The sequence below is a fragment of the Pseudorhodoferax sp. Leaf267 genome (assembly GCF_001422405.1).
In the GTDB taxonomy this organism is placed as follows: domain Bacteria; phylum Pseudomonadota; class Gammaproteobacteria; order Burkholderiales; family Burkholderiaceae_C; genus Pseudorhodoferax.
In genome coordinates, this window is sequence record NZ_LMMV01000001.1 from 876,057 (window position 1) to 898,601 (window position 22,545).

Genomic DNA, 22,545 nt, shown 5'->3' on the forward strand with positions numbered 1-22,545 from the left:
CATGTCCTACCTCGAACTCAAGAACGTCAAGAAGAGCTTCGGCGACGCCCACATCATCAAAGGTGTGGACCTGCAGATCAACAAGGGCGAGTTCATCGTCTTCGTGGGCCCCTCGGGCTGCGGCAAGTCCACGCTGCTGCGGCTGATCGCCGGGCTGGAGCCCATCACCAGCGGCCAGCTCATGCTGGACGGGCGCGACATCACGTACGCACCCTCGGGCAAGCGCGACCTGGCCATGGTGTTCCAGAGCTATGCGCTGTACCCGCACATGAGCGTGTACGACAACATGTCGTTCGCGCTCAAGCTGGCCAAGGTCGATCCGGCCGAGATCAAGACCAAGGTCGAGCGCGCCGCGGCGCAGCTCAACCTGTCCAACTACCTGCAGCGCACGCCCAAGGAGCTGTCGGGCGGCCAGCGCCAGCGGGTGGCCATCGGCCGCGCCATCGTGCGTGCGCCCAAGGTGTTCCTGTTCGACGAGCCGCTGTCCAACCTGGACGCCGCACTGCGCGGCAACACGCGCGTGGAGATCAAGAAGCTGCATGAGTCGCTGGGCGCCACCACGATCTACGTCACGCACGACCAGGTGGAAGCCATGACGCTGGCCGACAAGGTGGTGGTGCTCAAGGACGGCCTGATCGAGCAGGTCGGCTCGCCGCTGGACCTGTACGACCGGCCGGCCAACCAGTTCGTGGCGCGCTTCATCGGCATGCCGTCCATGAACATGCTGCCCGCCAACGCCTTGCCCGACGTGTCGCGCGTCACGGGCGGGCGACTGCCGGCCGACGGTTTCCTGGGCGTGCGGCCCGAGGGCGTGCGCGTGCACCCGGGCGGGGGCACCGGCATGGCCGGCCGCGTCGACCTGATCGAGGCGCTGGGCTCGGACACGCTGATCCATGTGGACGTGCAGGGCGTGACGATGATCGCGCGCCAGAATGAGCGCACGCAGCTGGAGGAGGGCGACGCCGTGGGCGTGGAGATCGACCCGTCGGTGCTGCACATGTTCAACCGCGACGGCCAATCGCTGGCCACCGCCTGAGGGGGCGAGGACACCGTGAGCACTTCCGCTGCCGACACGGCCCTGGTCATCCTGCACCTGGGCCTGGGCTCCTTCCACCGTGCGCACCAGGCCGTCTACCTGCAGCGCCTGATCGACGCCGGCGACACCCGCTGGCACCTGGCGGGCACCAACATCCGGCCGGACATGGCCGACGTGGTGCAGGCGCTGGCCGCGCAGGGCGGGGCCTACACGCTGGAGACCGTGACGCCCCAGGGCGCGCGCAGCTACCAGCGCATCACGGCCATCCGCGAGGTCATTCCCTACGCGCCCGGCCTGGCCGCCATGGTCGCGCGCGGCGCCGACCCGGCCACGCGCATCGTTTCGTTCACGGTGACCGAAGCGGGCTACTACCTGGACAGCGCCCACCGGCTCGACCCGTCCATGCCCGAGCTGGCCGCCGACGTCGGGCGTGCACAACGCGGCGAGGCCGGCGAAACCATCTACGGCGCCGTGGCGGCCATCCTGCGCGCCCGGCGTGCCGCCGACGCCGGCCCGGTCACGCTGCTGAACTGCGACAACCTGCGCCACAACGGCGAGCGCTTTCGCGCCGGCCTGCTGGCCTTCCTCGTCGCAGCCGGCGAGACCGAGCTGGCCGCCTGGACGCAGCAGCACACGACCTGCCCGAACGCCATGGTCGACCGCATCACGCCGCGCCCGCCGCCACAGTTGCGCGCGCGCGTGCTGGCCGCCACCGGCGTGGACGATGCCGCCGCGATCACGGCCGAGAGCTTCATCCAGTGGGTGATCGAGGACGACTTCATCGCCGGCCGCCCTGCCTGGGAGACGGTGGGGGTGGAACTGGTGCGCTCGGTGCAGCCCTACGAAGAGGCCAAGATCCGCATTCTGAACGCCACGCACAGTTGCATCGCCTGGGCCGGCACGCTGGCCGGCCTGTCGTACATCCACGAAGGCACGCACAACCCGGCGATCCGCCAGATGGCCTACGACTACGTGACCGAGGACGTGATCCCCTGCCTAAACCGCCCAGGCGAGCCCAGCCCGGTCGACCTGCCGGCCTACCGCGACGTGGTGCTGGACCGCTTCGGCAACCCGGCCATCCTGGACACCAACCAGCGTGTGGCGGCCGACGGCTTTGCCAAAATCCCGGGCTTCATCGCGCCGACCGTGCGCGAGCGGCTCGCGGCCGGCCAGAGCATCGACGCCGTGGCCATGCTGCCGGCGCTGTTCCTGGCCTTCCTGCAGCGCTGGCACCGGGGCGAGCTGCCCTACGCCTACCAGGACCAGGGCATGGACCCGGCCGTGGGCCACGCCATCTGCGCGGCGGCCGACCCGCAGGCCGCGCTGTGTGCCGAGCCGACGCTGTGGGGCGATCTGGCTGGCGACGCGCGGCTGCTGGCGGCGCTGCGCAATGCCAGCCGGTGCGTGGCCGCCTTCCTGGCGGCGCCGGTCCGCTGATCGGCGGTCGCCCCCGCGCTGCAATCGGTGTTGCAATAAGGCCGTCATGTCCACCGCCCCGCGCAACCGCCCACGCCAGCGCCAGCCCGAGCTGGAAGGCGACTTCACGCGGCTGGCGGCCCTGGGCTATGAGACGCCGGAGGAGAGCGGCCTCGTGCGCTGCCTGGCCCACGGCTTTCCGACCCCGCTGGCGCGCTGGCATTTCCACGACGAGTACGAGCTGCACCTGATCACCTGCACCTCGGGCAAGGCTTTCGTGGGCGACTGGATCGGCCATTTCCAGCCCGGTCATCTGGTCATGTGCGGGCCGCGCCTGCCGCACAACTGGATTTCGCTGGACGCGGGCGATGCCGGCGTGCCCGAGCGCGACCTGGTGATCCAGTTCGACCACGCGCCGCTCGAGCGCGCCGCGCAGGACCTGCCCGAGCTGCGCGAGGTCATGCTGCTGCTGCAGCGTGCGCGCCATGGCATCGAGTTCTTCGGCCTGTCGGGCCGCGCGCGCGAGCACTGGCATGCGGTCAAGGAGTCGCACGGCGTGCGGCGCTTCGGCCGTTTCTGCGAGTACCTGGCCGACCTGGCCCAGTGCGGCGACTACCGGCTGCTGTCCACCGTGCAGATCCAGGGCGCCGAAGGGGCTGGCGAGCTGGACCAGATCAACCGCATCGTCGACCGGATCACCGGCAACCTGACCGAGGCCACGAGCCTGGCCGACCTGGCGGCCGAGCTGGGCATGAGCGAGTCGCGCTTCTCGCGCTTCTTCCGGCGCGCCACCGGCAACAGCTTCACCGACTTCGTCAACATGGTGCGCATCAACAGCGCTTGCCGCCTGCTGATGCAGACCGACCACTACGTCACAGATATTTGTTATCAGGTGGGCTTCAACAACGTGGCAAACTTCAACCGCCGCTTCCTTGAGTTGAAGGGCGTGACCCCTACCGAGTTTCGCCGCCAGGCCGATTCGCGCTTCGGCGGTTCTCACTAAGACTTTTCGCATGTACCTGGGACTGGATCTCGGAACTTCCGAGCTGAAGGCGCTGCTGCTGGCCGATGACCATGGCGTCGTGGGCGTCGCGCATGCCGCCGTGGCCGTGGCGCGCCCGCGGCCTTTGTGGTCCGAGCAGGACCCCGCGTCGTGGGCCGAGGCCTTGAACACGGTCATGGAGTCCCTGCGCGCGCGGCACCCCGACGCCATGCGCGCCGTGCGTGCCATCGGCCTGTCGGGCCAGATGCACGGCGCCGTGCTGCTGGATGCGGACGACCAGGTGCTGCGCCCAGCCATCCTGTGGAACGACGGGCGCAGCAGCGCGCAGTGCGAGGCGCTCGAGCAGGCCGTGCCGCAGCTGGCGCAGATCACCGGCAACCTGGCCATGCCCGGTTTCACGGCGCCCAAGCTGCTGTGGGTGCGCGAGCACGAGCCCGACGTGTTCGCGCGCACACGGCGCGTGCTGCTGCCCAAGGACTGGCTGCGCCTGATGCTGAGCGGCGAGGCCGTCAGCGAGATGTCCGATGCCTCCGGCACGCTGTGGCTGGACGTGGGGCGGCGCGATTGGTCCGACGAGCTGCTGGCCGCGACCGGCCTGACGCGCGCGCACATGCCGCGCCTGGTTGAAGGCAGCGAGGTGTCGGCCTGGCTGCAGCCGGCGCTGGCGGCGCGCTGGGGCATGCAGTCCGAAGTCAAGATCGCCGGGGGCGGCGGCGACAACGCGGCCAGCGCGGTGGGCATGGGCCTGGTCGCGCCGGGCCAGGGCTTCGTGTCGCTGGGCACCTCGGGCGTCATCTTTGTGTGCACACCGGGCTTCGCGCCCAACCCGGCGCGCGCGGTGCACGCCTTTTGCCATGCGCTGCCGAACAGCTGGCACCAGATGTCGGTCATGCTGTCGGCCTCCAGCGCGATCGACTGGGCGGTGCGCACCTTCGGCTTTTCGGACGTGGCCGGCCTTTTCGGCGCGGCGGCCTCGCTCGACGGCTATGCGCGCGCCCATGCGCCACTGTTCCTGCCCTACCTGTCGGGCGAGCGCTCGCCGCACAACAACGCCCATGCCCAGGGCGTGCTGTTCGGCCTGACGCAGCAGCATTCGCGTGCCGACATCGCCTATGCCGTGGCCGAAGGCGTGGGCTACGGCCTGCGCGACGGCCTGGACACCTTGTTGCGCCCGGACCCGGGTGCGCCGCTGGCCCTGGTGGGCGGCGGCGCGCGCAGCGCCTGGTGGTCGCAACTGCTGGCCGACGTGCTGCAGACCCCGCTGGTGCTGGGCGCGGGCGGCGAGGCCGGCGGTGCGCTGGGTGCCGCGCGGCTTGGCTGGCTCAGCGATGGCGGCAGCGTCGGCGAGGTCTGCACCCAGCCCCATGCGCGGCAACACTTCGTGCCCGACGCGTCGACCGCCGAAGTCCATGCCCCGCGCTTCGCCCGCTTCCAGGCGATCTACGCCGGACTGCGGCCGCTGTTTCCCATCGACTGACAGGCGGGCGCGGAACCACCGTCCGCCGTCCGCTTCGGCCATCGCCCACCATGCCCCGCCGCGCCCTCGTGCTGTTTTCCGGAGGCCAGGACTCCACGACCTGCCTGGCCCATGCGCTCGCACGCTACGCGCATGTGGAAACCATTGCCTTCGACTACGGCCAGCGCCACCGCATCGAGCTGGACGCGCGGCTGGTCGTGCTGCAACAGCTGCGCGAGCAGTTCCCGGCCTGGTCGCCGCGCCTGGGCGACGACCACCTGCTGGCCGTGCCCGTGCTCGGCGAGATCAGCGAGACGGCGCTCACGCGCGACATCGCGCTGAAGATGGAAGACGCCGGCCTGCCCAACACCTTCGTGCCGGGCCGCAACCTGCTGTTCCTCACGCTGGCCGCCGCACTGGCCTACCGGCGTGACCTGGACGTGCTGGTCACCGGCGTCTGCGAGACCGATTTCTCGGGCTACCCGGACTGCCGCGACGACACCATGAAGGCCATGCAGCTGGCGCTGTCGCTGGGCATGGACCGCCGCATCCTCGTGGACACCCCGCTCATGTGGATCGACAAGGCCGCCACCTGGGCGCTGGCCGCGTCGCTGGGCGGGCCGGCGCTGGTGGAACTGATCGTGGAGCACACGCACACCTGCTACCTGGGCGAGCGCGGCGCGCGCCACCGCTGGGGCTATGGCTGCGGCCAGTGCCCGGCCTGCGAATTGCGCGCGCGCGGCCACGGGCTGTACAGCGCGTCACGCGCCAGCAGCTGAGCGGCGGCTGGCGCCCCGGCGCCGGGCCGATCCGCGCTTCATCAGAACTGATGTTGTCAGCGATTCGCGCCATTTCTATACTGGCCAGCGACCCCGATCCGGCACCCGCCGGGTGCCGTTCGCCCAGGAGACATCCATGGCCAAGACCGCTTTGTGCGTCGGTGTGAACAACTATCCCGGCACCCACATGGACCTGCACGGCTGTGTGAACGATGCGCAGGACTGGGCGGCCGAGCTCACCTCGCGCGGGTTCGCCGTCACGAGCCTGATCGACGCCAAGGCCACCAAGTCGGCGATGGCCAAGGGCTTCAAGAGCATCGTTGCGGGCGCCAAGAAGGGCGATGTCGTGGTCATCACCTTCTCGGGCCATGGCACCTACGTGCCCGACCTCAACGGCGACGAAGCCGACGGCCTGGACGAGGGCCTGTGCCCCTATGACCTGCAGACCGGCGGCGCGGCGCTGCTGGACGACGAGATCCATGCGATCTTCGCCACGCGCGCGGCCGGCGTGCGCCTGGTGCTGATCTCCGACAGCTGCCATTCGGGCACCGTCACGCGCGCCGCGGCGCCGGACCCCGACGTCAGCGACGACGTGCCGCGCCCGCGCTTCATGCCCATGGGCAACTGGCTGCCTGCCGAGCAACTGCCGCGCGGCCCCAGCGGCCAACCCCTGATGCGCACGCCCCAGGTGTCCGGTGTGTCGGCGTTCACCAAGGCCGTGTCACGCGCGGCCGGCGACCTGCTGCTGTCTGGCTGCCAGGAAGGGCCGAACAACTACAGCTACGACGCGCGCATCAACGGCCGCCCCACGGGCGCGTTCACCTACTACGCGCTGAAGGCGCTCAGGTCGCTCAAAGCCGGCGCCACCTATGCCGACTGGCATGCCGCGATCCACCCGGCCTACCTGCCGTCGTCCACCTACCCGCAAAGCCCGCAGATCGTGGGCAACGCCGCAGCACGCAAGCGCAAAGTCTTCACGTAACGGCTTGCACGGAGTTGCCACCCGGCGGTGGCAGGACCAACCAGCGGAGCTTCGCGCATGGACTACCCCACCGGCATCACCATCGAACTGCATGGCCGCGACGCCGGCAAGGCGCTGCCATCCCTGTTCCAGCCGGCCACGCGCTCGGCCGGCCCCACCGGCGATCCGACTTCGGGGTTCTTGCCCGACGGCTATCTGACAGCTGCCAGCAGCTACGAGGTGGGCGCCGCGGCGCGCGGCAGCGCGAACGGTGCGGGTGACAAGGCGCAGGGCGCCGACCCCGACGAGATCGTGGTGCTGGAGCTGGACGACGGCAGCACCTTCATCGGCAACGCCGCGCGGCTGCGCGCCAGCCTGGCGCAGACGCACCCCGAATTGCTGGGGCCGAACGGCGAGATCCTGCTGGAGACGCTGCGCACCGAAGCGTCGGTGCCACGCGGCTTCATCACCGACGCCGTGGGCCACCTGGTGCGCAAGGTTTTCACGCTCAAGGTCGACACCGCGGGCGACCCGATCACCGAGAAAGCCAGGGAGCTGCTGGCCAAGGAAGGCGTGGTCGACCTGGCGCTGCTCGGCGTGAGCTGGCTGGGCACCAAGGCGCTGATGGCGGCGATCGAGTCCAGGCTGGACGCACCGGCCGGCGCGCTGTACCGCTGGGCCGATCTGGGCGGCAAGACCGCGCCCCAGCCCGTGCGCAGCGCCGAACTGCCGCAGCCCGATGCGGACGGCAAGGCCAGGCCCATCCTCGTCTTCATCCACGGCACGGGCTCCAGTTCGCTGGGCGGCTTCGGCGACCTGCGCACGGGCGACCGCGACCTGTGGGGCACGCTGGAGCGCTGCTTCGGCGAGCACATCTATGCCTTCGAGCACCGCACGCTGTCCGAAAGCCCGATCGACAACGCGCTCGCGCTGGCCGCCGCGCTGCCGGCCGGCAGCCACGTGAGCCTGGTCTCGCATTCGCGCGGCGGGCTGGTGGCCGACCTGCTGTGCCTGGGCGATTTCGGCAGCCGCATCGAGGACTACCACTACCCGTTCGAGGGCCTGGGCGAGGCGGACATCGACGCGCAGGCCGAGCGCCTGGCCGACCTGCGCGCTGCGCATGCCGCGCAGCGTGCACAACTGCACCAGCTCAACCAGCTGCTGCTCGCGCGCAAGCTCGTCGTGCAGCGCTACGTGCGCGTGGCCAGCCCGGCCAACGGCACGCGGCTGGCCAGCGCCAACTTCGACCTGTTCCTGTCCGGGCTGCTGACGCTGATCGGTCAGGTGCCGTTCTTCTTCGGCAGCCCCTACTACGCGGCCTTCAAGCGCGTGGTGGTCGACATCGCCAGGAACCGCACCAACCCGCACATGGTGCCGGGCATCGAGGCCATGCTGCCCGACTCGCCCATGGCGCGGCTGCTGCGCGACGCGCCGGTGCGGCCCGGCATCCAGATGGCCGTGATCGCCGGCGACATCGAAGGCGGCAACCTGCTCAAGCGCCTGGGCGTGCTGCTGACCGACTACGTGTTCTTCGACAACACCGACAACGACCTCGTGGTCGACACCATGGCCATGCTGTCCGGCGTGGCGCCCCGGGCGCAGGCCAAGGTGCTGTTCGACCGCGGTGCGGACGTCTCGCACTTCCGCTACTTCGGCAACATGGACACGCGCACGGCGCTGCGCGATTGGCTGGTGGTGGAGCGGCCCGAACGGATCGACGCCTTCCGCCCCCTGCCCAGTGCCGCTGAATACGCCGAGGCCATGGCCCAGGCGCTGCAGCGCGACGCCACGGCGATGGACCGCCCCATCGTGGTGGTGCTGCCCGGCGTAATGGGCTCGCACCTCAAGCGCGGCGCGGACGACCGCGTCTGGTTCGACCCGCTGGACATCGCCAGTGGCGGGCTGCAAAAGCTTGCCTTCGGCCTGCCCGGCATCGAGGCCGACGAGCTGTTCGCCATGTTCTACGGCAAGCTGTGCGCCGACCTGGCCAAAAGCCACCGCGTCGAGTGTTTCGCCTACGACTGGCGCCAGCCGCTGGATGTGCTGGCCGAGCGTTTCGGCGCCATGCTGGACGGCCTGCTGCGCCAGACGCAGCAGCCGATCCGCCTGCTCGCGCACAGCATGGGCGGCCTGGTGGTGCGCGCCACCATCCACAAGCGCCGCGCGGTGATGGACGCGCTGATGGCGCGCGACGGCGCCCGCCTGCTGATGCTGGGCACGCCGCACCAGGGCGCGCATTCCATGGTGGAGAACCTGGTCGGCAAGGGCGACACGCTGCGCTCGCTGGTGCGGCTGGACCTGAGCCACAGCATGCAGGAGGTGTTGGACATCGTGGCCGGCTTTCGCGGCGCGCTGCAGTTGCTGCCCAAGCCGGGCTTCAAGGACATCTTCCAGGGCGACGAGGGCGGCGGCGAGTTCCACGACTACCAGGACAGCGCGACCTGGCAGGCCTTCAAAGGCTCGGTCAAGGACTTCTGGTTCGGTGACGGCCGCGTGGGCGCGCCGTCGCAGGCAGTGCTGGACGAGGCCAGCTGGCTGTGGCGGGCCGACCGGGATGCTTTCCAGGACGGCAAGCCCTCGCTGCCCGCGGCCTACGCTGCCAAGAGCATCTACGTCTTCGGCGCGGCGGCCAACACGCCCTGCGGCGTGCGCGTGGACAAGGGCCAGCTCAAGATGGTGGGCACCACGCGCGGCGACGGCACGGTGAGCTGGGAGTCGGGCCGCATCGGCGGCATCGGCAGCTTCTACTACATGCCGGCCGAGCATGGCGACCTGACGGCCACCAAGGAACACTTCCCTGCGCTGACCGAGCTGCTGGCCTCGGGCACCACGGCTGGCCTGCCGACCAGCCCGCCGCAGGTGCGCGCCATCGAGCAGCCTGCGCCCGTGCGCTACGACGCCGGCCCGCCCATGGTGGACGATGCCGACGCGCTGCAGCGCGGCCTGATGGGTGGTTCGCAGCGCAGCCGCGTCGCCCCGCGCGCCAAGCGGCGGCTGGAGGTTTGCGTGCGCGCGGGCGACCTGCGCTTCATCACGCACCAGCCCATCATGGTGGGCCACTACGAGCACGACCCGATGGCCGGGCCCGAGGCGCTGATCGACGCCGAGATGCTGGGCGGCGACCTGACGCAGCGCTTCAACCTGGGCCTGTACACCGGCCCGCTGGGCACTGCCACCTCGGTGCTGCGTCGCCCCAATGCGTTCGAGAGCCGGCGCGGCAGCCTGGCCGGCGCCATCGTCACCGGGCTGGGGCCTTACGACGGCGCCCTGTCGCAGCGCGCGCTGACCGAGGCCGTCCGCACGGGCGTCATGCGCTACCTGCTGCAGACCTCCGATGTGCTGGGCAAGGAGCCACGCGAGCTGCGCCTGGCCAGCCTGCTGCTGGGCTACAACTCCAACGCCAACATGACGCCGGCCAGCTCGGTCGAGGCGCTGGTGCGCGGCGTGGTCGAGGGCAACGCCAAGTTCCACGAAACCACGCGGCTGGACATCCGCGTGACGCGGCTGGACATCGTGGAGATCTACCTCGACACGGCCATCACCGCCGTCTACGCACTGCGGCAGCTCGCGCCACGGCTGCACACGGCGGCCGAGCAGTTGGGCACGGCCCTGGTGCTGCACACCGAGCTCGACAAAGGCGACGGCTACCGGCAGCGGCTGTTCGACAACCAAAACAACCAGTACTGGCCGCGGCTCATCATCACCGACGCGGAGCGCAACGAGGACGGCACGCCGCGCGACGGTGCCTCGGCCCGCACCGACGGGCCGCGCACCATGCTGGCCGAGCGCCTGCGCTTCATGTACCTGGGCCAGCGCGCGCGCGCCGAGGCCGTGCTGCTGCAGCGCCAGCCCGAGCTGATCGAAAAGCTCGTGCGCGACCAGATTGCCACGCCGGTCTGGCAGGAAGACTTCGGCCGAATGCTGTTCCAGCTCATGGTGCCGCCCGACTTCAAGGAGGCCGCGCGCGCGCTCGAGCGCGTGGTGCTGGTGGTGGACGCCGGCACGGCCAACCTGCCATGGGAGCTGATGCTGGCCGACGCGCCGCAGCGCGGGCCGCAATGTGCGGACGACGACCGGCTGCCGCTGGCACTGCGTACAGCCGTCGTGCGGCAGTTCGCCACGACGAAGTTCCGCCGCCAGCTGCGCGAGAGCGCCGGGCGCAACGCGCTGGTGGTGGGCAACCCGTCGGTCCACGGCTTCACCAAGGCCTTCCCCGGCACGCCCGACAGGCCCATGGCCGAGCCGCCCAAGCTGGGCGGTGCCGAGGCCGAGGCGCTGGCAGTCGTCGCGGCCTTCAAGGGCCTGGGCTACGACGTCGTGCCCGAGGTCGGCGAGGACCGCAATGCCAAGGACGTGCTGGCGGCGCTGTACCGCCGGCCCTACCGCTTCGTGCACATCTCGGCCCACGGCGTGTTCGACCTGCTGCATGCCGACGGCAAGCGCCGCAGCGGCGTGGTGCTGTCCGATGGTCTGCTGATCACGGCCGCGGAGATCGCGGCCATGGAGATGGTGCCCGAGCTGGTGTTCCTGAACTGCTGCCACCTGGGCAAGATCGAGGGCCGCGCCGACGACCCGCGCGCGCAGGTGGCCGTGGGCGCGGACGGCAACAAGCTGGCCGCCAGCGTGGCGCGCGAGCTGATCGACATCGGCGTGCGCTGCGTGGTCGTGGCCGGCTGGGCCGTCAGCGACCTGCAGGCGCAGCGCTTCGGCCAGGGCTTCTACGAACACCTGCTGCTGCGCCGCGAGACCTTCGGCCAGGCCGTGTTCGAGGCGCGCAGGCTGGTCTGGGCCGACGATGCCAAGGACATCACCTGGGGCGCCTTCCAGGCCTATGGCGAACCCGGCTGGCGGGCCGAGCCGCGCGCGGACAACGCTGGCGGCCCTGGCAGCGACGGCACCTACAGCTCGCCCGAGGAGGTGCTGGACGGGCTGGCGCGCATCCGCAGCGAGCTGCGGCGCAGGCCGGGCCAGCAGGACGAGCGCGAGCTGCGCGCGCGCGCCAAACAGGTGGAGCAGATGCTCGAGCAGCGCTGCCCGGCGGGCTGGGCCGGCCTGCCGCAGCTGCTGTCCGCACTCGGGGCGACCTGGTACGACCTGCAACGCTTCAAGCAGGCCCGCACCGCCTACCTGGCGGCCGTGCAGGCCGAGGATCTGGACGGCCGTGTCCCGATCCGCGACATCCAGACGCTGGCCAACGCCGAGGTGCGGCTGGGCGAAAAGCTCGGCACGCTGATCCAGGACGATCCGCAGTCCGGCGGCACTGCATCGGGCGAGGCGCTGATCCGCATCGCGATGAAGCGGCTCGACGGCCTGGACGCCTTGATCGCGGCGCGGGGCGACGACCTGCCTGCTGCGCTCCACCCTGTCAACACCGAGCGCAGCGCATTGCGTGCCAGTGCCTACAAGCGGCTGGCCGGGCTGTATGCGCGCCGCATCCTCGCGGCGGGCGACGCACCGGCGGCGCAGCGGGCAGCATGGCGCGAGGCCATGGTCGCGGCGCTGACGGCCACCGCCGCAGCCTACCGCGCCGGCGACCGCGACCCCGACGGCGCCCGTCCCTCGCCCTACCATGCCTTGAACCGCCTGGCCGTCCAGGTGCTGTGGCCGGGCATCGACGCCGCGGGCCGCGCCGGCGCCCTGGCCCTGGCCAGCCAGTGCGCCGAAGCCGTGGCGCAGGAGCGCTCGCGGGGGCAGGATCCCTGGGCCGACGTCATGCAGGTAGAGGCCGAACTGGTCGCCAGCATGCTCGACGGCCGCCTGGCCAGGACCGACGACGAAGGCCGCGCTGCGCTCGAGCAGCTGCAGCGCAGCTATGACGACTGCCTGGCCAATGTGGTCGTCACGCCGGTGCAGCTGGACTCCATGGCCAGCCAGATGGAGCTGCTGTCGCGCTGCGCCGATGCATTGCAGATGACGGGCGACCCGCGCGGTACAGACCTCGTGACGCTGGCCGGCCGGCTGCTGGAGCTGGTGCGGCACCTGCAGCCGCACGGGCCGGCGCGTCAGGACCGGCCGTCCGCGGCCCTTGCCGGCACGCCGGCCAAGCGGCCCGCCGCGGCAGCGCAACGCACGCCGCCTGCCCCGCGCGCTGCCGCGAAAAAACGTGCCGCCGTGAAGAAGGCGCCGGCCAAGACGCCCGCGCCGCGCAAGGCCGCTGCCAAGCGCAAGTAGCCCGCTGGCCGCTACACCCAGCCCAGCGCGCCCAGCAGCGCGCCGGCCCCGAGCAGCCACAGCAGGTGCAGCCGCGTGCGCCAGACGACGACCGTGGCCAAGGCCGTCACCACCCACAGGCCCCAGTCCCGCGCCGGCACGTCGTGGGTGGCGGCCAGCACCCAGCCGGTGGCGACCAGCAGTGCCACCACGATCGGCGCCATGCCCTGCTTGAAGGCGCGCACGCTGCGCAGATGGCGGTTGCGGTGGCCCCATTGCGCACTGAGGTAGGTGAGCGTGGTGCTGGGCAGCAGGATGCCGAGCATCGCGGCCAGCAGGCCCAGCACGGCCGTCGCGTACCCGCCTGCGTTCAGGCCCACGTTCCAGCCCATCAGCGCCACGAACAGCACGTTGGGCCCGGGCGCTGCCTGCGCGATGGCGATGGAGGCGTTGAACTGCGTGTCGGTCAGCCAGTGCTGGCGGTCGACCAGGAAGCGGTGCATGTCCGGCGCCGTGGTGATCGCGCCGCCCACGGCCAGCAGCGACAGCGTGGCGAAATGCGTGAACAGGCTGAGCCAGTCCGCCGGGCCGAGCAAGAGTTGCAGGCCGCTCATGGCTTGAGCTTGCGGTACGCCAGCACGCAGCCGACGGCGCCCAAGCCGAACAGCACGTAGACCAGCGGCCAGCGCAGCAGCGCGATCCCGGCAAAGCACAGCAGGCCCAGCGCGATGCACAGCCCGTGCCCCAGCACATTGGCCTGCAGCGCCGGGATCAGCTTGAGGCCGGTGGCCGTGATCAGGCCGGCTGCCACGGCGCCCATGCCGCGCAGCGCGCCTGCCATGCGCGGGTCGGCCGCGAACTGCGTGTAGACCAGGGCCAGGCCCAGCACCACGACCATGGGCGCCACCAGCATGCCGGCCAGCGCGGCCATGGCGCCGCCCAGGCCGAAGTAGCGCGCCCCGATCATCAGCGACAGGTTGACCACGTTGGGGCCAGGCATGATCTGCGCGACCGCCCATTCCTCGATGAACTCCTCGCGCGTCATCCAGCGCTTCTTCTCCACCAGCTCACGCTGGACCACCGCCAGCACGCCGCCGAAGCCCTGCAGCGCGAGCCAGGTGAACGATAGAAACAGGTCGGTCTTGGAACTGGGCTGTGCGAGCGCTGCGGTGGCGCCGGAGCCGGCGGGCGGGGCCGCGGGGAAGGGGGCTGGCATGGTGGCGCGATTATCGGCGCGGCCATCGCCCGTGTTCAGAGCTTGAGCTCCCAGGTCTCGCCCACCAGCGACTGGCCGAACCCCTCGTAGGGCTCGTTCTTGGTCAGCACGAAGCCGCGGTCCGCGTAAATGCCGCGCGCGGCCAGCAGGCAGCTGTTGGTCCACAGCACCATCTTGCGGTAGCCCCTGGCACGCGCGAACGCCAGGCACTCGTCGGTCAGCCGTGCGCCCAGGCCCATGCCGCGGGCAGCCGGTGCCAGGATCAGCATGCGCAGCTGCGCAACGGTCTTGCTCTTGCGTGCCACGAACACCGAGCCCACGCGCTCGCCGTCCAGTTCGGCGATCCAGCAGCGCTCGTGCTCGGGCTGGAAGTCGCGCACGAAGCGCGCGGCGATGTCGGCGACTAGGGCCTCGAATTGCTGGTTCCAGCCGTACTCGCGTGCATAGATCTCGCCGTGCTGCTGTACCACCCAGCCGATGTCGCCTGGGCGCGGTTCGCGCAGCACGGCCGTGCGCGTGCTGGCGCGGGCATTGGGCGCCACCAATTGCTCGATGGTCGCCATGGCGTCGACCAGCCTTGCGCGCTGGGCTGCCGGCACACCGGCCAGCAGCGCCGCCGCAGCCTCGCGCGAGCGCTGCTCCAGCGGCGCGAACGCGGCCTGGCCGTCCGCGGTGAGCCGCATGAGATGCTGCCGCGCATCGGCCAGCGAGCCGATGCGCTCGAGCCAGCCGCGTGCCTCGAAGCGCTTGAGGATGCGGCTGAGGTAGCCGGCGTCGAGGCCCAGGTCGCGCCCGATCTCGCTGGCAGCCGGCTGGTCGCGGTACGCCAGTTCGTACAGCACGCGTACCTCGGTCAGCGACATGTCGCTGCCCAGGTACGGGTCGAGCACGCCGATGCGGCGCGTGTAGAAACGGTTGAAGCCGCGCAGGGCTTCGACATGTTCAGAAGCGACGGTGTCCATGGTAGACCGAGTCTACCGAATGCTTGACGGCGTCAAGCATCAAGGTGTCAGGCGGCGCTGGACTCCGCGACAGGCGGCCCGGCGTTCAACGCGCTGGCAGCGCCGCCGGGCGGCGCGAGCACCACCGTGCGCGTGGGGAACGCGAAGTCCACGCCCATGGCCGCGAACTCGCGCATCAGGCCGATGTTGATGGCCTGCTGGTTGTCCATGTACTGGCCGTAATTCGGCGTCTGCATGATGTAGACGACGACGTAGTTCAGGGCACTGTCGCCGAAGCTCGAGAAATGGGCCCTGTCGAAGACGAGCTCGGGCTGGGCCTCCACCACGCGCCGCACCACGCCAGGGATGGCGCCCGCCTGCTCGGGCGTCGTCGCGTAACTGACGCCGAACGTGAATTCGATGCGCCGCGTCTGCATGCGCTTGAAGTTGCGCAGCGAGCCTTTGAGCAGTTCGGTGTTGGATACCACGATCTGCTCGCCGCCGGGGCTGCGCAGCCGCGTGGTTTTCATGCCCACGTGCTCGACCGTACCGTTGACCGTGCCGGTGTTGATCGCGTCGCCGACCTCGAAGGGCTTGTCCAGCGCGATGGCGACCGAGGCGAACAGGTCGCCCAGGATGTTCTGCGCGGCCAGCGCGATGGCGATACCGCCGATGCCCATGCTGGCGATGAAGGCCGTGATGTTGAAGCCGAGGTTGGACAGGATGGCCAGCGCGACGATGGCCCACAGGGCGGTGTTCAGGCCCCAGCCGATCAGCGTATGCGAGACGCTCGCCTGCGGCGAGCTGCCGGCAGGCACGTGCCGCAGAAGCTGGCGCTGCATCAGCACATCGATCAGGCGCGCGCCCCACAGCGCCAACTGCAGCGCGACCGTCACGTACCAGAGCTGGGCCACGCGGTCGGACCAGCGGGTCGGCAGGTCCAGCAGGCTCAGGCCGACCAGCACGGACGCGGCGAGCAGCAGCCAGTGGCTGGTGCCGTTCAGCACCAGGGCCAGCACGGGCGGCAGGCTGCTGCGGCCGGCGGCGTCGGGCGTGGTCTGTGCGCGCTGCAGGATGCGCGAGCGGACCAGGCCGAGCACGGTGGTCATCGCCAGGTAGGCGGCGATGGCGCTTGCCAGCGCGATCGTCCAGTGGGGCAGGGTGATGCCTGCCAGGGTCGTTGTCTTGAACCAGGTGGTGATGTCCATGGCAGGCTTGTACCTGTTGTGCTGCAGTGCAGCTATCGGCCCTCGGGGGCGTGGGTGGTAGGAGCGGGACTACGGGCGGCGCCGGGCGTAGCCGTGTGCGTAGACGGTGCCGCCCGACAGGATCACGGCCAGCGTCCAGAACGCCGGCACCATGCCGGCAGCCGCACCCAGCCCGCCGAACAGGATGGGCAGGAATACCTGGCTCGCGTTCATGACCGTGCTGCGCACGCCCAGCGCCTCGCCCGAGCGCCCCGGCGGCGCGACCGCGTGCACCAGGCTCATGACCATGGGCTGCGTGCAGCCCAGGCTCAGCCCGATCACGAAGGCCAGGGCCAGCAGCACGGGAACGGCCGTGAACAGCGGGAACAGCAGGTAGACCACGGCCGTGATGCCCAGCGACAGGCACAGCGTTTGCCATTCGTCCAGGTGCCGGTGCAGGATCGGCATGCCCAGGCGCACCACGAAGGTCGCCACGCCGAAGCAGCCCATGACCAGCCCGATCGTGGAGGCCGACAGCCCGATGCGCGTGCCCTGCACGGGCACCATGAAAGTGAACATGTCCCAGCTCATGGACAGCAGGCCGCTGATGATGAAGACCGCGCGCATGCGCGGCGCGCGCAGCAGGTCCATCGTCCTGGCGCTGGCCGGTGCCGCGGCCAGGCCGCCGCGCGGCGCGACGCGGATGCGCAGGCCTACCAGCACGGCCAGCGCCGCCAACGGGAACAGGGCGAGCAGCATGAAGGTGCGCCGGTGGCCCAGCAGGTCGATGGTCAGGCCCGCGATCACGGGGCCGAGCACGGTCGAGACAGAGAAGGCCATGGACACCAGCGTGAAGGCGCGCACGCGGCTGTCGGATGCGACGGTGTGGCCCACCTCGTTGTAGACCGTCATGTGCAGCAGCATGAAGCCGCTGCCCAGCAGCACGCTGGCGGCGCACAGCACGGGCACGGAGGGCCAAAGCGCCGGCAGGGCGGCGCCGATGGCCGTGGTGCAGATGGCGATGCGCGCCGGCCGCCGGATGCCGACTCGGTCGATCCAGCGCCCGAGCTGGACGGACAACAGCATGGGCAGCAGCGACAGCAGGCTGACCTGCAGCCCGACGACGACGGTGGAGGCCTGCAGCGCAATGGCGTAGAGCGTGAGGGCGACGCGCCCGCCCGTGAAGGCCAGGTGCACCAGCACCATCACGACCATGAGCGGCAGCAGGCGGCGCAGCAGGGTGGGTGGTGCGTCCTGCGCGGCTGTTGCCTGCGGTTCCGATTCCTTCATGCCCACCCGTGTCCGCGCTTCGTTCGCAAAGCGCCGATCGTAGTGGATCAGATCTCCACCAGGTCGCCGATGCAGTCCTGGACCTGGCGCACCCAGTCCTGCAACGCCTTGGGCAAGGCCTCGCCCGGCGTCGCAGCCCAGCGGCGGCCGACCTGGCGCGTCAGCGTGCGCAGCTGCCAGGCCATCTCCTGCGCGACGAGCGACAGCTCGCTCGTGAGCACCTCGTCGTCGAAGCCATCGCCCAGCTGCGTCAGCTGGTCGGCGCTGGCACCGACGTCGGCCAGCAGGCGGCGCATCTGTTCGCACTGCTGGCCGAGCGCGGCCATGCCGGCGCGGCGCGCGGGCGTGGTATTGGCTTCGTTGGCCCGTTCGCCGGGCCATTCGGACAGCAGCGTGTCCATGGCGATGAGCTTGTTCGCCGGTGAGGCTACCGGCTCCAGCGAGGCCATCTCGGTCGGCGTGGCGGGCACGCTGTCGCGGCCGAGCTGCTGCACCACGGCCAGCACGCGCTCGCCCAGGTCCACGTCGAATTGGTGGCGGTTCGTACGCAGCAGCAGCGACAGGCGCAGTGACGACAGGCCGCGGCCTGGCCGCAGCAGGGCCGACACCACCTGGGCCAACGACAAAATTCGGCCCCAGGCGCTGATCTTGTCGGCGGTCAGGCCGGCCGGATAGCCTGAGCCGTCCAGCATCTCGTGGTGCTCGCGCACGGCGCGGATCAGCTCGCGTGGGTATTCATGGTGGCGCTCCAGCAGCAGCGCCGAGACCAGCGGGTGCGAATAGAGCTGGCGGCGCTGTTCGCGCGTCAGCGTGCCCTCGGGCTGCAGCAGCACCGGGTCCACATGCATCATGCCCAGGTCCTGCAGCATGCCGGCGGCCACCACCATGGACACGTCGTAGCGCAACGCATTCGGGCCGGTGGCCAGCCAGCCGGCGATCAGCGCCGCGCACACGTTGTACTGGAACAGGGCCGGGTGCACGTCGCGCGCAACGCTGAGCTTGAACGCGATCGGCGGGGGCAGCGGCATGGCCTCCAGCGCGTCGAGCAGGGTGGCGCGCACTGTCGGCGATTCCAGCATGTAGCCCAGGATGGGGCGCCGCTCGATGAGCTTCTCGGCAGTGGCGCGCAAGACACGGCCGCTCACGCTGTCCTGCGCCTCCAAGCTGTCTTCTAGCGGGGCCGCCAGCTGATGGCGCATGAGACGGTCATACAGCCGCTGGTCCACCGTGGCGCCGCGCTCGATCAGCTTGACGCCCTGCGAGCTGTAGATGGCCTGCGTGGCCTGCGGCGGGCGCACTTCCGCCAGTTGCTGCACGGCCTCCTGGAAGTTTGGCGATATCGGAGGCGGGGGCGGCGCAGTGGACATGCAAGCGGTTGTATCACAGGGTTTGCGCGGCGAAGCCCCCTGGCATGACCCTGTGCGGGCGCATGTTGGGCCATCCCCACTAAAATCCGCGGTCCCCCGCCCCCCGCGTCCTGCCGCCAGGATGACCCCCCTTCCGATGAACGCCCCAGTCGACGTTTCCTTTTTCGCGCGCGCCGCCAAGCCGCTGACCAGCTACCGCAAGTACTGGGCAGCGCGCTTCGGCACCGCGAAATTCCTGCCGACCTCGCGCGAGGAGATGGCCGCGCTCGGCTGGGACAGCTGCGACATCGTCCTGGTGACAGGCGACGCCTATGTGGACCACCCCAGCTTCGGCATGGCCGTGATCGGCCGCATGCTGGAGAACCAGGGCTTCCGCGTGGGCATCATCGCCCAGCCGGACTGGCAAAGCGCCGAGCCGTTCAAGGCCCTGGGCAAGCCCAACCTGTTCTTCGGCGTGACCGCCGGGAACATGGATTCCATGATCAACCGCTACACGGCCGACCGCAAGATCCGCAGCGACGACGCCTACACGCCTGGCGACGTGGGCGGCGCGCGGCCAGACCGAGCGGCCATCGTGTATTCGCAGCGCTGCCGCGAGGCGTGGAACGACGTGCCCATCGTGCTGGGCGGCATCGAGGGCAGCCTGCGCCGCATCGCGCACTACGACTACTGGTCGGACAAGGTGCGCCGCTCTGTGGTGGTGGACGCCAAGTGCGACCTGCTGCTGTACGGCAATGCCGAGCGTGCCATCGTCGAGGTGGCGCACCGGCTGGCGGCGCGCGAGCCCGTCGCCCGGATCACCGACGTACGTGGCACGGCCTTTGTGCGGCGCGAGTCCATCGAGGGCTGGTTCGAGATCGACTCCACAAGCGTGGACCAGCCCGGCCGCGTCGAGGCGCATGTGAATCCCTACCTCATGGTGTCGGAGCAGGCCAAGGCCAATGGCGCGACCTGTGCCAAGGAAGACGAGGCCCAGGCGGTTGCCGACCAGGCCAATGCCGCGGTCTCCGCCATCCCGGCCATCCAGACCATCCAGTTCGTGGCCAACCCCAGCGTCAAGCTCAAGGTGCCGCCGCGCGACCGGTCCGTGATCCGCCTGCCCAGCTACGAGCAGGTCAAGGCCGACCCGGTGTTGTATGCGCATGCCAACCGTGTGCTGCACCTGGAGACCAATCCCGGCAACGCGCGTGCACTGGTGCAGTCCCATGGCGAAGGCGCGACCGCGCGCGATGTGTGGATCAACCCGCCGCCGATCCCGCTGACCACGGCCGAGATGGACCACGTGTTCGACCTGCCGTATGCGCGCAGCCCGCACCCGCGCTATGCGGACGAGAACGGCAGCCACGACGGCGCAACCAAGATCCCGGCCTGGGAGATGATCCGCTTCAGCGTGAACATCATGCGCGGCTGCTTCGGCGGCTGTACCTTCTGCTCGATCACCGAGCACGAGGGCCGCATCATCCAGAGCCGCAGCGAGGAATCCATCATCCGCGAGGTCGAGGAGATCCGCGACAAGGTGGCCGGCTTCACGGGCACTATCTCCGACCTGGGCGGGCCGACCGCCAACATGTACCGCATCGGCTGCAAGTCGCCCGAGATCGAGGCGGCCTGCCGCAAGCCCAGCTGCGTCTACCCCGGCATCTGCCAGAACCTATCGACCAGCCACGACCCGCTGATCAAGATCTACCGGCGCGCGCGTGCGCTGCGCGGCATCAAGAAGATCCTGATCGGCTCGGGCCTGCGCTACGACCTGGCCGTGCAAAGCCCCGAGTACGTCAAGGAACTGGTGCAGCACCATGTGGGCGGCTACCTCAAGATCGCCCCCGAGCACACCGAGCAGGGCCCGCTCACCAAGATGATGAAGCCCGGCATCGGCAGCTACGACAAGTTCAAGCAGATGTTCGAGAAGTACTCGGCCGAGGCGGGCAAGAAGCAATACCTGATTCCGTACTTCATCGCCGCGCATCCTGGCACCAGCGACTCGGACATGATGCACCTGGCCATCTGGCTCAAGAAGAACGGCTTTCGCGCCGACCAGGTGCAGACTTTCTACCCCAGCCCCATGGCCACGGCCACGGCCATGTACCACAGCAACAAGAACCCGCTGCGCAAGATCACGCGCGACAGCGAAGGCGTGGACATCGTGCGCGGTGAGAAGCGTCGCCGGCTGCACAAGGCCTTCCTGCGCTACCACGACCCGAACAACTGGCCGCTGCTGCGCGAGGCGCTCAAGACCATGGGCCGGGCCGACCTGATCGGCAATGGCAAGCACCACCTGATCCCGACCTGGCAGCCGCTGAACGATGGGGCCTACCAGAGCGCGCGGCGCAAGAATTCCACGCCCGCGCCGGGCACGCCAGCCAAGGGCCGTGTGCTGACGCAGCACACCGGCCTGCCGCCGCGCGTGACCGGCTCGGCGCCCCAGCCCAAGCCGAGCAAGCGCCGCTAGATCACTGCCGGCGCCGCGTGACCTTCACCGCCACTTCCATGCCGGCGTAGGCATCGGGCTCGCCGAACCAGCTGCCGGCGATCGGCGGGGCCTGCGCCGGGTCGCGCGCGACGCCCACGCGCAGCAAGTGGCCGCTGCCCATGAGGTTGTTCGTGGGGTCGAACGCGACCCAGCCCGCGCCGGGCAGGTAGGCCTGCAGCCAGGCATGCGTGGCGCCCGCGCCGACGATGCTGTCGCCGGGCTGCTGGGTCCCGGCATCGAGCGCCGGGTCGTAGAGATAGCCCGAAACGAAGCGTGTGGCGACGCCCAGGCGGCGCGCCGCTTCCATCATCAGCAGGGCGTAGTCGCGGCAGCTGCCCCCGCCCTTGGCCAGCGTCTCCAGCGGCGACTGCGTGCCTTCCTCGTCGCGCGACTGGTACTTCAGGCTGTCGTGGATGTGCGCGTTCATGCGCTTGAGCGTGGCGCGCGTGCTGTTCGGCGCATCGCTTTGCAGGAACTGGTGCGCCCACCGGATCAGCACGCCGTCGGGGTCGTCATGGTGCGGGCGCAGGTAGTGCTCCAGGTCCGGGCGTTCCTGCAGGGAGTAGGCAAAGGGCAGGAACTCGGCCGTTGGGTCCAGTTCCAGGTCGTCGTCCAGTGAGGGCACGTGCTCGATGGTGAACGCGCAGCAGATGGTCAGTTCGCTGGCCGGCCCCTGCGGCTGCACCAGCGCGACGGAATTGGAATGCGGGTCCTGGATCAGGCGGATCTGGGCCGCGGGGCTGACCTGCAGGTCGGTGGCCAGCACGCGCAGGTCGTGGCTGTCGCGGGGGCGGAACATGACGCGGTGCAATCCGAACTGCACGGGCTCGTGGTATCGGTACGTCGTCGTGTGGAGGATGTCGTAGTGTGTGGTCATGAGGGCGAAGATTCTCTGGAGGGCGCCAGCGGTGCGCCAGGAACTCCGCCACGGACGCGGCCATGTCCGACAGCAGCCCGCCGCCAGCGAGGGCGGCAGCTGCGGTGAAGGCGGATCAGCCGCCCTTGTGCGGACGCTTGCCCGGGTTCTTCTTGCTGCGCGTGGCGACGCCGCGTTCCAGGCTGACCTTCTGGCCGTTGCCTGCGCGACGGGCGTTGAAGCCACCGGCGGGGGTGGGTGCGGGGGTGGCCTTGCGGTCGGCTTCGGTGAAGATCTTGTTGCCCATGGGGTGCTCCTGGTTGGCGATAACGAAAACCCGAGATGATCGCACACTGGCCAGATTGATAACGATTCTTATCTATAAAATCCGCTGGCTCGCAACCTTCCCTGGGAACA

The 22,545-nt window shown here is 70.1% G+C and carries 16 protein-coding genes; 8 read left to right on the forward strand and 8 right to left on the reverse strand.

The features are described 5' to 3' along the window. Nucleotide 1 precedes the first annotated feature (1 nt). The 7 genes from ASF43_RS03870 (at nt 2) to ASF43_RS03900 (ending at nt 12,822) form a co-directional block, all read left to right on the forward strand. A complete protein-coding gene (locus ASF43_RS03870) occupies nt 2–1,036 on the forward strand; it encodes an ABC transporter ATP-binding protein (protein WP_056176856.1) in 1,035 nt (344 codons plus the stop codon). 48 nt (nt 1,037–1,084) lie between these two features. Then, nucleotides 1,085–2,473, forward strand: a complete 1,389-nt coding sequence (gene dalD / locus ASF43_RS03875) for a D-arabinitol 4-dehydrogenase (RefSeq protein WP_056178088.1) — start codon at nt 1,085–1,087, stop codon at nt 2,471–2,473. Between the two features lie 46 nt (nt 2,474–2,519). Next, nucleotides 2,520–3,455 carry an AraC family transcriptional regulator gene (locus tag ASF43_RS03880; RefSeq protein WP_056176857.1) on the forward strand — a complete coding sequence of 312 codons (936 nt, stop codon included), beginning with the start codon at nt 2,520–2,522 and terminating at the stop codon, nt 3,453–3,455. 10 nt (nt 3,456–3,465) lie between these two features. Then, nucleotides 3,466–4,932 (forward strand): xylulokinase, encoded by a 1,467-nt coding sequence (gene xylB, locus ASF43_RS03885; protein WP_056176858.1) that lies wholly within the window; start codon nt 3,466–3,468, stop codon nt 4,930–4,932. 50 nt (nt 4,933–4,982) lie between these two features. Further along, complete coding sequence (gene queC / locus ASF43_RS03890) at nt 4,983–5,690, forward strand: 7-cyano-7-deazaguanine synthase QueC (RefSeq protein WP_056176859.1); 708 nt, start codon at nt 4,983–4,985, stop codon at nt 5,688–5,690. 136 nt (nt 5,691–5,826) lie between these two features. Then, on the forward strand, nt 5,827–6,672 hold the full coding sequence (locus ASF43_RS03895; protein WP_056176865.1) for a caspase family protein: 846 nt from the start codon (nt 5,827–5,829) through the stop codon (nt 6,670–6,672). Between the two features lie 57 nt (nt 6,673–6,729). Then, nucleotides 6,730–12,822 carry a CHAT domain-containing protein gene (locus ASF43_RS03900; protein WP_056176868.1) on the forward strand — a complete coding sequence of 2,031 codons (6,093 nt, stop codon included), beginning with the start codon at nt 6,730–6,732 and terminating at the stop codon, nt 12,820–12,822. An 11-nt stretch (nt 12,823–12,833) separates the two neighbouring features. On the opposite strand, the gene ASF43_RS03905 is transcribed toward ASF43_RS03900, so the two are convergent. The 6 genes from ASF43_RS03905 to ASF43_RS03930 form a co-directional block, all read right to left on the reverse strand. Continuing rightward, on the reverse strand, nt 12,834–13,415 hold the full coding sequence (locus tag ASF43_RS03905) for a chromate transporter (RefSeq protein WP_056176869.1): 582 nt from the start codon (nt 13,413–13,415) through the stop codon (nt 12,834–12,836). Continuing rightward, the gene (locus ASF43_RS03910; RefSeq protein WP_056176872.1) at nt 13,412–14,017 is read right to left on the reverse strand and encodes a chromate transporter; all 606 of its coding nucleotides are present in this window, start codon (nt 14,015–14,017) and stop codon (nt 13,412–13,414) included. Before ASF43_RS03910 ends, ASF43_RS03905 begins: the two co-directional genes overlap by 4 nt. Before the next feature lie 35 nt (nt 14,018–14,052). Further along, nucleotides 14,053–14,979: a helix-turn-helix domain-containing GNAT family N-acetyltransferase gene (locus ASF43_RS03915; protein WP_056176875.1), complete on the reverse strand. Its 927-nt coding sequence runs from the start codon at nt 14,977–14,979 to the stop codon at nt 14,053–14,055. A gap of 47 nt (nt 14,980–15,026) precedes the next feature. Beyond that, nucleotides 15,027–16,166, reverse strand: a complete 1,140-nt coding sequence (locus ASF43_RS03920; protein ID WP_056176877.1) for a mechanosensitive ion channel family protein — start codon at nt 16,164–16,166, stop codon at nt 15,027–15,029. A 69-nt stretch (nt 16,167–16,235) separates the two neighbouring features. Continuing rightward, complete coding sequence (locus tag ASF43_RS03925) at nt 16,236–17,435, reverse strand: MFS transporter (protein ID WP_156373119.1); 1,200 nt, start codon at nt 17,433–17,435, stop codon at nt 16,236–16,238. Nucleotides 17,436–17,482: 47 nt separating this feature from the next. Next, nucleotides 17,483–18,751, reverse strand: coding sequence for an HD-GYP domain-containing protein (locus tag ASF43_RS03930; RefSeq protein ID WP_056176879.1), 1,269 nt, complete (start codon nt 18,749–18,751; stop codon nt 17,483–17,485). 187 nt (nt 18,752–18,938) lie between these two features. Here ASF43_RS03930 and ASF43_RS03935 point away from each other — a divergent pair, with 187 nt between their 5' ends. After that, nucleotides 18,939–21,251: a YgiQ family radical SAM protein gene (locus ASF43_RS03935; protein ID WP_056176883.1), complete on the forward strand. Its 2,313-nt coding sequence runs from the start codon at nt 18,939–18,941 to the stop codon at nt 21,249–21,251. 1 nt (nt 21,252) lies between these two features. Here ASF43_RS03935 and ASF43_RS03940 read toward each other — a convergent pair whose 3' ends face one another. Then, a complete protein-coding gene (locus ASF43_RS03940; RefSeq protein ID WP_056176886.1) occupies nt 21,253–22,149 on the reverse strand; it encodes a transglutaminase family protein in 897 nt (298 codons plus the stop codon). Between the two features lie 115 nt (nt 22,150–22,264). Further along, nucleotides 22,265–22,435 (reverse strand): hypothetical protein, encoded by a 171-nt coding sequence (locus ASF43_RS31320; RefSeq protein WP_200932416.1) that lies wholly within the window; start codon nt 22,433–22,435, stop codon nt 22,265–22,267. Between the last annotated feature and the right edge of the window lie 110 nt (nt 22,436–22,545).